Origin of the sequence: Halomonas sp. 1513 (assembly GCA_001971685.1) — a bacterium.
In the GTDB taxonomy this organism is placed as follows: Bacteria; Pseudomonadota; Gammaproteobacteria; order Pseudomonadales; family Halomonadaceae; genus Franzmannia.
Genome location: CP019326.1, coordinates 1318940 through 1331329, shown reverse-complemented (window position 1 = coordinate 1331329; position 12390 = coordinate 1318940). Strand labels below are relative to the sequence as shown.

Sequence of the window (12390 nt, the reverse complement as noted above, 5' to 3'; positions counted from 1 at the left end):
TTGGCCCCGGGGTGAACCCCGGGGCCCGGCCGCTCACTCCTCGTCGACGCCCATCGGGTTGGCGCTGTTGAGGTAGCGGAAGAAGTCGCTGGTCGGCTCCAGCACCAGCATGTTGCCGTCGCCTTCGAAGCTCTCGCGGTAGGCGTTGAGACTGCGATAGAAGGTGAAGAACTCCATATCCTGCTCGTAGGCGCCGGAGAAGATCGCGGCGGCTTCGGCATCACCCTCACCGCGCAGCGTCTCGGCGCGCTCGGTGGCCTGGGCCAGCAGCACCTGGCGCCGACGGTCGGCGTTGGCGCGGATCCGCTCGGCCTCCTCCTGACCCTGGGCACGCCATTCGCGGGCCTCGCGCTCACGCTCGGAGCGCATGCGGTCGAAGACCGCCGCCGAGACGTCTTCGGGCAGGTCGATACGCTTGATGCGGATATCGCGAATCGACACCCCCAGTTCCTCGCGCATCAGCGAGTCGAGCTCCTCGGCCGGCCCGATCATCAGGTCGTCACGCCGCTCGGCGATGATCTCCTGAAGGTCCAGGCGACCGAACTCGTTACGCAGGCTCTCGTCGACTCGCGGCTGGATCAGGCGTACCGCCTGCATCTCGTCACCGGAGGTCGCCTCGTAGTAGCGGGTCGGATTGACCACCTGCCACTTGACGTAGGAGTCGACGATCACCGCCTTCTGTTCGAGGGTCAGGTAGCGGCTGGTATCGGTATCCAGCGTCAGCACCCGGGTGTCGAACTTGCGCACCGTCTGGGTGATGGGGATCTTGACGTGCAGCCCCGGCTGGATGTTCTCTTCGATGACCTCACCGAAGCGCAGCTTGACCGCGCGCTCGGTCTCGTCGACCACGTAGAGGCTGTTGCTGGCCAGCCAGGCGGCGGCCGCCAGGCCACCCACGATGAGCAATGACTTGTTGTTAATCATTGGCGGCCCTCCCGACGGATACCACTGTTGCTGCTACCGCTACCGCTGCCGCTCTGTTGCTGGCGGAGGCGCTCGATCACCTGCGGGTCGATATCATCGCTACTCGACTCGCTGGAGCGCTGCCCGCCCTGGCCGCTGCTGCCGGAGCGCAACTGGTCGAGGGGCAGGTACATCAGCGGGCTGCTGTCGCTGACATCGATCAGCACCTTGTTGGTCTTGCCGAACACTTCGCTGATGGCATCCAGGTAGAGGCGCTCGCGCATGATCTGCGGCGAGGTCTGGTACTCAGTCAGCAGCGAGTTGAAGCGGTTGGCCTGACCCTGGGCTTCGGCCACTACCGATTCACGATAGCCCTGGCCCTGCTCGATCAGGCGCTGGGCCTGACCCTGGGCGGCCGGGATGATCGCGTTGGCGTAGGCCATGCCCTCGTTGATCGTCCGCTGACGATCCTCACGGGCGCGGATCACGTCATCGAAGGCGTCGATGACCGGCTGCGGCGCCGAGGTCGACTCGATGTTGATGGTCTGCAGGCGAATACCGGTACCGTAGCTGTCCAGGTAGGACTGCAGACGGCTGGCGACAGAGCTACCGAGGATCTCACGACCCGAGGTCAGGATATCGATCATGTCGGTGCCGCCGACCACGTGGCGCAGGGCGGAGTCCAGGGCGTTCTCGATCGACAGCTCCGGATTACGCACATTGAGTACGAAGTCACGCGGACTGGCGACCTGGTACTGCGCGGAGATCTCGACCTCGACGATGTTCTCGTCGCGGGTCAGCATCGACTGGGTCTGGGTCAGCGAACGCACGCGGGTCACGTTGACCATGCGCACGTCGTCGATCAGCGGCGGGTTCCAGTGCAGACCCGGCGTGACCACTTCCTGGTACTCACCGAAACGCAGCACCACGCCGCGCTCCGACTGGTCGACCAGGTAGAACCCGGTGGCCGCCCAGATCGCCAGCGCCACCACCACCAGCAGCCCGGGTAGCGCAAAGGTATTGCGCGGCTTGCCGCCCCCCTTATTGCCGCCGCCGTCGCCGCCGCGCTTGCCGCGGCCACCGCCGAGCATGCCATTGAGCTTGTCCTGAAATTTCTTCAGCGCCTCATCGAGGTCGGGCGGCCCCTGATTATTGCCGCCACCACCCCCACCGCCGCCGTTACCGCCGCCACCGCGTCGGCCACCGCCGCTCCAAGGGTCGTGCTGGTTGCCACCACCAGGCTCATTCCAAGCCATACGTCGTCTCCACTATGCGTTGATCACTCATGCGATACCGGACATCACCGCCGTCCGGTACGGCAACAGCATCGGTTGCGCTATCGCGTGCGTCGGCACGGCGACGCGTTGGCCCGCCGAAGCGTCAGCCGTCAGGCCTCCCAGACCGGACGGCTGCGCTCTTCAACGGGCAGGTAATCGTCGGCACGCTCACCCAGGCGCGCCATCAGCTGCAGGAAGTCGCGGCGCGGCAGGCGCACCTCGAGCTGGCTACAGCCACCCTCGTCGAACTGCTCGTCACGCACTGCTCCGAGCTCATGCAGCCCGGCACGCAGCTTACCCTGCGCCGGCGTCAGCGTCAGGGCGATGTCGATGACGTCGTCGGCCAGGCACTCGGAGAGCGCCTCGGCCAGCAGCTCGAGCCCCAGGCCCTGCTGCGCCGACAGCCACACCGCCTCGGGACGCCCCTCGCCGTCGCGCTCGATGCGCGGCGCGCTGTCGAGCAGATCGATCTTGTTCATCACCAGCAGGCAGGGTACCTCATCGGCACCGATCTCCTGCAAGACCCGCTGCACCTGCTCGACGTTGAGATCGCGGTCGGGGTCGGCGGCGTCGATCACGTGGACCAGCAGGCTGGCCTCGGCGGCCTCCTGCAAGGTGGCACGAAACGCCTCGACCAGTTTGTGCGGCAGGTGACGAATAAACCCCACCGTATCGGCCAGTACCACTGGACCAACGTCTTGTACCTCGAGACGTCGCAGGGTCGGGTCGAGGGTCGCGAACAGCTGATCCGCGGCGTACACCGAAGCCTCGGTCACGGCGTTGAACAGCGTCGACTTGCCGGCATTGGTATAACCCACCAGCGACACGCTGGGAATCTCGGCGCGTGCCCGGGCGCGACGATTCTGCTCGCGCTGGCTGCGCACCTTGTCGAGGCGCTTGTGAATCGACTTGATGCGCCCGCGCAGCAGGCGGCGGTCGGTCTCGAGCTGGGTTTCACCCGGGCCGCGCAGGCCGATACCGCCCTTCTGACGCTCGAGGTGAGTCCAGCCGCGCACCAGGCGCGTCGACATGTACTCGAGCTGGGCCAGTTCGACCTGCAGCTTACCCTCGTGGGTCCGCGCCCGTTGGGCGAAGATATCCAGAATCAGGCCGGTGCGGTCGAGCACCCGGCACTTGAGCGTCCGCTCCAGGTTGCGTTCCTGGGAGGGGCTCAGCGAGTGGTTGAAGATCACCAGCTCGGCTTGATGAATCGGCATCAGCGCCTTCAGCTCGTCGAGCTTGCCGCTGCCGATGAAGGTTCGAGAATCGGGCCGATGCCGGCTACCCGTCAGCAGGGTAGCCGGTTCGGCGCCGGCGGAGCGCACCAGTTCCAGAAACTCGCCGGAATCTTCGCGCTCCTGTTCGTCCTGGAAATCGATATGGACGAGTATCGCCGTTTCACCGGCGTCGGGACGTTCAAAAAACAATCACTACCTCGCGATCAACTCTCTTGTGCCGCCGCAGGATCCTGGGCCGGCAGACGCACGTTACGCGACGGTACCACCGTCGAGATAGCGTGCTTGTAAACCATCTGGCTAACGGTATTGCGCAGCAGAATCACGAACTGATCGAAAGATTCGATCTGGCCCTGCAGCTTGATGCCATTGACCAAGAAAATCGATACCGGAATGCGCTCCTTGCGCAGAATGTTCAGGTACGGGTCTTGGAGGGACTGCCCTTTGGACATTTTGCTCTCCCTAACTGTCTCTTTGAGTGATGTCGTTTTTCTATGACACCGGCGGTGACACGGCCGGCGCATGGTTCATCAACGGTGCCAAGAAGGCAGCCAATCGAAACACGTATCTTACGCTAACTGCCTAGGCGGCGCACGAGTTTCAGGACACGATCCAGACAATCCGGGGCCAGGCTATCGACCCACTCGAGCCCCTCCCAGCTGCGCATCCAGGTCAGCTGGCGCTTGGCCAACTGGCGCGTGGCGACCACGCCCTTGTGACGCAGCCAGTCATCATCATGTCCCGCCTCCAGCGCTTCCCAGGCCTGCCGGTAGCCGACGCTCTTGATCGACGGCAGCCCCGGGTGCAGGTCGCCCCGCTGGCGCAACAGGTCTACTTCATCGACAAAACCGGCGGCCAGCATGGCGTCGAAACGCGCCTCGATCCGCTGATGCAGCACATCGCGCTCGAACGGTGCCAGTCCTATCGACAGCGTACGCCAGGGGAAGGTTTCCGTGGGCTGCGACTGCCAGTGCTCGGTGAGTGTGCGCCCGCTGAGACGAAACACCTCGAGCGCGCGCATCAGCCGCTGGGGATCGTTGCGATGAATGCGCCGTGCCGCGGCCGGGTCGACCCGCGCCAGCTCGTCGTGCAGCGCGCCGAGCCCCTGCTCATCGGCCTGCCGCGCCAGCGCGGCGCGCACCTCGGGGTCCGCGGCGGGTAGCTCGGCGACCCCGGCCAGCAGCCGCTTGTAGTACATCATGGTGCCGCCGACCAGCAGCGGCATGGCGCCGGCTGCGCTAATTTGTCGCATCTCGCGAAGGGCATCGTCGCGAAACTCCGCTGCCGAATAGGGCTCGGCCGGGTCGCGGATATCGATCAGGCGATGCGGGGCGCGAGCCAGCTCCTCGGCGGAGGGCTTGGCGGTGCCGATGTCCATGCCGCGGTAGACCATCGCCGAGTCGACGCTGATGAGCTCGCAGCCGAGGCGCTCGTGGAGGGCGATGGCCAGATCGGTCTTGCCGGCGGCGGTGGGGCCCACCAGGAGGATGGCGGGGGGGCGCGTATCGGGCATGGGCTTGTCGGTCTTTCTCTCGGCTTGGCGTAGAGGAGCTGACCTGGGGGTAGGCTTGCGCGAGGGCGCTGTAAACCCGTCCCTGGGCGCTACTTTTTCCTTCCCTGGAAAAAGACCCTCGCTACACCCTGCCCCCAGGGCTCCTCGCAAGGCTGGTAGCCAGCATTAAAGTGGTTATTGACCGCGCAGGAACAGCTTGTCGAGATCGTGCATGCTCATCTCGGTCCAGGTCGGGCGGCCGTGGTTGCACTGGCCGCTGCGCTCGGTGCGTTCCATGTCGCGCAACAGGGCGTTCATCTCGGCCACGCTGAGCTTGCGGTTGGCGCGCACGCTGCCGTGGCAGGCCATGGTCGAGAGCAGCTCGTTGATGCGCGCTTCGAGGCGGTCCGAGCGGCCGTAGCGCTCCAGGTCGGCGAGCATGTCGCGCACCAGCGGCTCGACGTCGGCGTCACCCAGCAGCGCCGGCACCTGGCGCACCAGCAGCGTCTCGGGCCCCGCCACGTCGAGCTCGACGCCGAGCCGGGTGAAGGCCTCGCGCTCGGCCTCGGCGGTGGCCACCTCGGCGGGGCTCGCCGCCAGCGAAACCGGCACCAGCAGCGGCTGGGCGTCGAGCGCCCCGCCGTGGACCTGGGTCTTCATACGCTCGTAGACGATGCGCTCGTGGGCGGCATGCATGTCGACCATCACCAGGCCGCGCTGCGACTGGGAGAGGATATACACGCCGTGCAACTGGGCGATGGCGTAGCCCAGCGGCGGCGCCTGGGTGGGGTCGTCCTCGCCCAGCGAGGGTGCGGATGTCATCCGCGCCCCAGGCAGTTCACTTGTCCCTGCAACCGGCGTCTCGCGCCGCTCGGCCAGTGCGGTCTGCGCGGCGCCCCCGCCCGGCGGCGCCGGCTGGGGGGTCAGCAGGCTCTCCTCGTGCTCGGGATGCAGCGCCCGATAGCCGGCCATGAACTGGCGCACGCGGTCGGCACCGGGCCGCGACTCGGCAACGCCCTGGCGCAGCGCCATGGGCTGCTGCTGCCAGGCCGCTGCGCTGCTCTCGGTTGCCGCCTGCTGCTGCGGCTCTTCAGCACCATCGCCGCTGTCGTTGGGCCGCGCTTCGCCCAGCGCGCGGTGCAGGCTGGAGAACAGGAAGTCGTGGACCAGGCGGCCGTCGCGGAAGCGCACTTCGTGCTTGGTGGGGTGCACGTTGACGTCGACCACGCTGGGATCGAGCTCGAGATACAGCACGAACACCGGGTGGCGGCCGTGGAACAGCACGTCGCGGTAGGCCTGGCGAATGGCGTGGGCCACCAGCCGGTCGCGCACCACCCGACCGTTGACGAAGAAGTACTGCTGGTCGGCCTGGGCGCGGGCATGGGTCGGCAACCCTACCCAGCCCCACAGCCGCAGGCCGCCGCTCTCGAGGTCGAGGTGCAGGGCGTTGTCGATGAATTTGCTGCCGAGCAGCGCGGCGATGCGTCGCTCCCGCGCTGCGGCGTCGCCCACTGGGCGCAGCTGGTGCACGGTCTTGTGGTTGTGGCGCAGGGTCCAGCCGATGTCGTAGCGCGACAGCGCCAGGCGCCGGAAGGCCTCCTCGACGTGGCCGAACTCGGTCTTCTCGGTGCGCAGAAACTTGCGTCGCGCCGGGGTATTGAAGAACAGGTCACGAACCCCGACGCTGGTGCCGCGGGGGTGCGGCGCCGGGGTCACCCGCGGCTGCATCTCGCGACCTTCGGCGACCACGCGCCAGCCGGCCTGGGGGTCCTGTTCCGCATTGGAGGTCAACTCCAGCCGCGATACCGAGCTGATCGAGGCCAGCGCTTCACCGCGAAAACCGAGGCTGGCCACCCCCTCGAGATCCTCGAGACTGTCGATCTTGCTGGTGGCGTGGCGCGACAGCGCCAGCGGCAGGTCGTGCTCGGCGATGCCACTGCCGTCGTCGCGCACGCGGATCAGCTTGGTGCCACCGCTCTCGAGCTCGACCTCGATACGGCCGCTGCCGGCGTCGATGGCGTTCTCGATCAGCTCCTTGACCACCGAGGCGGGACGCTCGACCACTTCTCCGGCAGCGATCTGGTTGGCCAGGCGCGGATTGAGTATGTGAATACGGCGCGGCTCTGTCATGTCACCTCGCAAGCGGTTCAGGAGCGCGGGATCTGCAGTACCTGCCCGACCCGGATCACGTCGCCGTTGATGTTGTTGGCCTGCTTGAGCTGGCTCAGCGACACCTGATGGCGCGAGGCGATCTCCGAGAGCGTATCGCCGGGCTGAATGCGGTACTCGTTGCTGCCGCCGCCGCGGCCCTGGTCGCGCTGCCAGGCCAGCAGGCTGGCCGGCGGCGGGTTGCGCTGGAAGTGCTCCTTGAGGCCGCCCATGATCGCCTCGGCGAGCTTGCGCTGATGGCCGGGATCGTTGAGCCGGCGCTCTTCGTCAGGGTTGGAGATGAAGCCGGTTTCGATCAGCAACGAGGGGATGTCAGGCGACGTCAGCACCCGAAAGCCGGCCTGCTCGACCCGCGACTTGTGCAGGCGATTGACCTGCCCCAGCTGATCGAGCACCTGGCCACCGATCGACAGCGAGTCGTTGAGCGTGGCGGTCATGGTCAGGTCGAGCAGCACGCCGCGCAGCACTTCGTCCTTGTCGCGCAGCGAGAGGTTGCCGTCGACGCCGCCGATCAGGTCGGCACGGTTCTCGCTCTCGGCCAGCCATTGGGCGGTCTCGGAGGTGGCGCCGCGCTGCGACAGCGCATATACCGAACTGCCCTGGGGCCGCGCGCTGGTAAAGGCATCGGCGTGAATCGAGACGAAGAAGTCGGCCTTCTGCTCACGGGCGATCTGGGTGCGCTGGCGCAGGCCGACATAGTAGTCGCCATCGCGGATCATCACCGCGCGGAAGCCCTCGGTGCCGTCGACCAGCGACTGCAGCCGTCGGCTGATATCCATCACCACGTCTTTCTCGCGCGTGCCGCCCGGGCCGATGGCGCCGGGGTCTTCGCCGCCATGACCGGGGTCGATGGCGATGATGATGTCGCGACGCGGGTGCGGCTGCGCCTGCTGCAGGGCAGCGGCGGCCTCGGCCTCCACCTCCGGCGCCCCGCTGCTATCCAGGCTGGCGCGCCCGGCGGCGATCTCCTGCTCACGGATCATCGCCTCGATGGGGTCGATGGGGTTCTCCACCGCACTCTCGCCGGGATACTCGAGGTCGACCACCAGGCGATGGCCGTACTGGTCATTGGGCGGCAGCGTGAAGTGGCGCGGTTCGACCTGCCTTTCCAGGTCGAGCACCACCCGCAACCCACTGCCGTCGCGAACCCCGGTGCGCAGCGAGCTGATCGCGCTGCCCTCGAGATCGAGACGCGAGGTATCCGCCTGCATACGGCTATTATCGAGATCGATCACCAGCCGGTCGGGATTATCGAGGGTGAACACCGACGCCTCGGCGGGATCGGACAGGTCGAACACCAGGCGCGAGTGGTCCGGGGCCGCCCATAGCCGAACATTGTCGATGTCGGCGGCCTGGCTGGTCGGTGCCAGCAGCAGGGCGAGGCACACCGCGAACAGCAGCATCAACGCCACCCTCGCCCCTGCCACACGGGGCGAAGCAGCGGCGGCCTGGTTCCCTGGCCACGGGGTCGTGCGGATGTCACTCGGACTCATCGACGGGTCTCGGCTTGGATCCTGGAAAACGCTGTTCACTTTCATTCAGGCGGACTATCCGCCAGCCAGCGGGCACTTTCAAGCCGCGCCAGCACTGCCTCACCATGGGCACTATGCGCCTCGAGCCTCACCCCGCGGCCGGTGTCCAGCACCCTGAACTCGAGCGCCAGATCCGGCGCGGGCAGCCAGCCAACGCCGCGACTCGGCCACTCCACCAGACTCAGGCTGTCGTCATCGAGCAGGTCGCGGGCACCGATGAATTCGAGCTCCTCCGGGTCACCGAGACGGTAGAGGTCGAAATGATTCACTTGCATCTCGCCGAGGCGATAGGGCTCGACCAGGGTGTAGGTGGGGCTCTTGACCGCCCCCTGATAACCGTAGGCGCGCAGGATACCTCGGGTCAGGGTGGTCTTGCCCGCCCCCAGCTCACCCTCCAGGTGTACCCGGCCGCGCCCCGCCAGCGCACGCCCCAGCGCCGCGCCGAAGGCGACCTGAGCATCTTCATCGGGCAGTATCACGTACATCGCTCGTCCGCGGGTTAGCCAATCGTCGCGCATAGGATGCCAGATCGCCGGCCAGCAGACCACGCTCGCCGGCGTCTGCCGCAGCCAGATCGGCGGCCCGGGCGTGGAGCACCGCCGCACAGCGGGCAAGCTCACCCAGTCCAGCGCCGCCGGCGCGTCCGAACTGCGCGACCAGGGCGCCAAGTATCCCGCTCAGCGCATCGCCCATGCCGCCGCTGGCCATGCCGGGATTGCCGAACGGGCACACCGCCAGGTCCGCCTCATTGCCGACCAGAGTGCCGGCACCCTTGAGCAGCCACTGGCCGCCGTAGCGCCTGGCCAGTGCGGCCACTGCGCCAGGCCGGTCGTGCTGTACCTCGCGACTCGAGCAGCCTAGCAACCCCGCCGCCTCGCCGGGGTGCGGCGTGAGTATCCAGTCATCCCGCCGGGGTGGCGATGCCATCCCGGCCAGCAGGTTGAGGGCATCGGCGTCGACCACCAGCGGCTTGCCCGCCGCCAGCGCCGCCTGCCACATGCCCTGCCCCCAGGCACCCTGCCCGAGCCCCGGCCCCACCGCTATCGCATCGGCGCCGTCGAGCAGCGATGCCAGGTCGGCGGGGCCGCGCAGGCCGTGCACCATCACTTCGGGGCAGCGAACGAGGCTCGCCGTGACATGCTCCGGCGCGGTGGCCAGGCTGACCCGGCCGGCCCCCAGCCGCGCCGCCGCCTCGCTGGCCAGCAGCGCCGCACCGCCGAACCCCGGCGCCCCGCCGAGCACCAGCAGGTGGCCGTGATCGCCCTTGTGGCTATCGCGGCGCCTTGGCGCCAGCAGCGGATCCGGTGCGTCATCCAGCAGCCAGGCCGCAGCGGCAAGGTCGCCGTGCCGCGCTGCGTCCACCCCCAGCGTCAGCAGGCGATGCTCGCCGACGTGGGCCACCGCGGCGCCGGTATGCAGGCCCAGCTTGTCGGCGATGAAGGTGGTGGTCAGGGTCGCCTCCACCGCGCAGCCGAGCATCGCGCCGCTGTCGGCCGAGAGCCCCGAGGGGATATCCACGGCCAGCACCGGCCGCTCGCTGGCGTTGATGGCCGCGATGGCCGCGGCGAAGGGCTCACGCACCTCACCGCTGAGGCCTGTGCCCAGCAGCGCATCCACCACCACCTCGCCGGTAATGCGCATATCGGCAGACCAGGCTTGCGGCTTAAGGCCGACGCGGCGGGCCATGGCCACGGCGCGGCCAGCGTCGCCGTCGAGGCTTTCGGGATCGCGCAGGGCGATCAGCTGCACGTCGAAACCGTCGCACACTGCCAGCGCCGCCAGCACGTAGCCGTCGCCGGCGTTATTGCCGGCGCCGCACAGCACGCTCAACCGGCGCGCCTGCGGCCAGCGCTGGCGCAGGGCGTCGAAGGCGGCGCTGGCGGCCTGCTGCATCAGGCTAAAGCCGTCGATGCCCGCTGCGATGGTGCGGCGGTCTAGTTCGCGCACCTGCTCGGCGCGGAACAGGGGGCGCAGGGCCTGCTGCATGGACTGCTCCTCAATGACGTGTTGTTGATACTAGTATAAGGTGATGCGCCCTTGCGCCCATCCACTCAGCCTTCATCGTCTTTCCATCATGTCCGAGACATCTACCGCGCTCACCGCCAGCGAGCTGCATGCGCTGGCCGCTAAGATCAAGACCTGGGGCCGTGAGCTGGGCTTTCAGCAGGTCGGCATCACCGATACCGATCTGGAAAACCACGAACGCTATCTCGAGCGCTGGTTGGCGGAAGGCCACCACGGCGAGATGGGCTTCATGGCCAAGCACGGCACCAAGCGCACCCGCCCCGCCGAGCTGGTGCCCGGCACCCTGCGGGTGATCAGCGTACGCATGGACTATCTGCCGCCGGAGGTGGAGACCACCAAGACGTTGGGACAACCGCAGATCGCCTATGTCTCGCGCTACGCCCTGGGCCGCGACTACCATAAGCTGATCCGCAAGCGCCTGGCGCAGCTCGCCGAGCAGATCGAGCAGCGCGTCGGTGCCTTCGGCTACCGCGCATTCGTCGACTCGGCGCCGGTGATGGAGCGTGCCCTGGCGCAGAAGGCGGGGCTCGGCTGGTTCGGCAAGAACTCGATGCTGCTCAACCCCCAGGCCGGCTCGCTGTTCTTCCTCGGCGAACTCTATACCGACCTGCCGCTGCCAGTGGACGAACCCTTCACCAGCGAGCACTGCGGCAAGTGCGACGCCTGCCAGGTGGCCTGCCCCACCGGCGCCATCGTCGACGACAAAGTGGTCGACTCGCGGCGCTGCATCTCCTACCTGACCATCGAGCTGCACGGCGCGATCCCCGAGCAGTATCGCCGCGCCATGGGCAACCGAGTCTACGGCTGCGACGACTGCCAACTGGTATGCCCCTTCACGCGCTTTACGCGGCTCAGCCCCGAGGCCGACTTCGCGCCGCGCCACGACCTCGACCGCGCCTCGCTGGTGCAACTGTTCGGCTGGAGCGAAGAGGAGTTCCTGAGCAGGACCGAGGGCAGCGCGATCCGCCGCATCGGCTACCCGCGCTGGCTACGCAACCTGGCGGTGGGCCTGGGCAACGCCCCGCCCAGCGAGGCGGTGCGCGCCGCGCTGCGCGCGCGGCTCGCCTACCCTTCAGACCTGGTCCGCGAGCACGTGCGCTGGGCGCTGGCCGAGCAGCGCGACAAGCAGGCCGCGCTGATCGCCAGCAGCTGAGAGGATGCCTACAAAAGAGCTGCGCTCACTGCGGCAGCTTGATAAAGGTCTCGCGGTAGTGGGCGAGTTCGGCGATCGACTCCTTGATATCGTCCATCGCCAGGTGCACGTTGCGCTTCTCGAAGCCCTGGGTCGCCTGCGGGTGCCAGCGCTTGGCCAGCTCCTTGAGGGTCGAGACGTCGAGATTGCGGTAGTGGAAGAAGGCCAGCAGCTCGGGCATCTCGCGCTCCAGGAAGCGTCGATCCTGATGCACGCTGTTGCCACACATCGGCGAACTGCCGGGCTTGACGTAGCGGTGCAGGAACTCGAGCGTCTGACGCTGGGCCTCGTCGGTGCCGATCCGGCTCTCCTGGACCCGCTTGACCAGCCCCGACTCGCCGTGGGTCTTCTGGTTCCAGGCGTCCATGCCCTCCAGCAGGCTGGCGTTCTGGTGCACCGCGATCACCGGGCCTTCGGCGATGACCTCGAGGTGGTTGTTGGTGATCAGCGTCGCCACTTCGATGATACGTTCACGGGCCGGGTCGAGCCCGGTCATCTCCAGGTCGATCCACACCAGCAGGTCGTCGCGGGGGGCCTGGCCTTGATCATCCGCCATCAGGGGTCT

11 protein-coding genes are annotated in these 12390 nt (G+C 67.5%); 1 reads left to right on the top strand and 10 read right to left on the bottom strand.

The genetic code is table 11. The features are described 5' to 3' along the window. Positions 1–33: 33 nt before the first annotated feature. From BWR19_06080 to BWR19_06040, 9 genes are all read right to left on the bottom strand, one after another. Entirely contained in the window at positions 34–924 is an 891-nt protein-coding gene (locus BWR19_06080; protein ID APX92544.1) for an HflC protein, read from the bottom strand. Then, complete coding sequence (locus BWR19_06075; protein ID APX92543.1) at positions 921–2159, bottom strand: HflK protein; 1239 nt, start codon at positions 2157–2159, stop codon at positions 921–923. The genes BWR19_06080 and BWR19_06075 overlap by 4 nt, the downstream gene beginning before the upstream one ends. Positions 2160–2290: 131 nt before the next feature. Further along, positions 2291–3607 carry a GTPase HflX gene (locus BWR19_06070; protein ID APX92542.1) on the bottom strand — a complete coding sequence of 439 codons (1317 nt, stop codon included), beginning with the start codon at positions 3605–3607 and terminating at the stop codon, positions 2291–2293. Between the two features lie 14 nt (positions 3608–3621). After that, positions 3622–3867: an RNA chaperone Hfq gene (locus tag BWR19_06065; GenBank protein APX92541.1), complete on the bottom strand. Its 246-nt coding sequence runs from the start codon at positions 3865–3867 to the stop codon at positions 3622–3624. Positions 3868–3989: 122 nt separating this feature from the next. After that, positions 3990–4928, bottom strand: coding sequence for a tRNA (adenosine(37)-N6)-dimethylallyltransferase MiaA (locus tag BWR19_06060; protein ID APX92540.1), 939 nt, complete (start codon positions 4926–4928; stop codon positions 3990–3992). A 174-nt stretch (positions 4929–5102) separates the two neighbouring features. After that, positions 5103–7037: a DNA mismatch repair protein MutL gene (locus tag BWR19_06055; protein APX92539.1), complete on the bottom strand. Its 1935-nt coding sequence runs from the start codon at positions 7035–7037 to the stop codon at positions 5103–5105. Between the two features lie 17 nt (positions 7038–7054). Continuing rightward, positions 7055–8479: an N-acetylmuramoyl-L-alanine amidase gene (locus BWR19_06050; GenBank protein ID APX92538.1), complete on the bottom strand. Its 1425-nt coding sequence runs from the start codon at positions 8477–8479 to the stop codon at positions 7055–7057. A gap of 131 nt (positions 8480–8610) precedes the next feature. Then, complete coding sequence (locus BWR19_06045; protein ID APX92537.1) at positions 8611–9093, bottom strand: tRNA (adenosine(37)-N6)-threonylcarbamoyltransferase complex ATPase subunit type 1 TsaE; 483 nt, start codon at positions 9091–9093, stop codon at positions 8611–8613. After that, positions 9071–10594, bottom strand: coding sequence for a bifunctional ADP-dependent (S)-NAD(P)H-hydrate dehydratase/NAD(P)H-hydrate epimerase (locus BWR19_06040; protein APX92536.1), 1524 nt, complete (start codon positions 10592–10594; stop codon positions 9071–9073). The genes BWR19_06045 and BWR19_06040 overlap by 23 nt, the downstream gene beginning before the upstream one ends. Positions 10595–10682: 88 nt before the next feature. Here BWR19_06040 and BWR19_06035 point away from each other — a divergent pair, with 88 nt between their 5' ends. Continuing rightward, positions 10683–11786, top strand: coding sequence for a tRNA epoxyqueuosine(34) reductase QueG (locus BWR19_06035; protein APX92535.1), 1104 nt, complete (start codon positions 10683–10685; stop codon positions 11784–11786). A 25-nt stretch (positions 11787–11811) separates the two neighbouring features. Here BWR19_06035 and BWR19_06030 read toward each other — a convergent pair whose 3' ends face one another. Then, on the bottom strand, positions 11812–12384 hold the full coding sequence (locus BWR19_06030; GenBank protein APX94917.1) for an oligoribonuclease: 573 nt from the start codon (positions 12382–12384) through the stop codon (positions 11812–11814). Between the last annotated feature and the right edge of the window lie 6 nt (positions 12385–12390).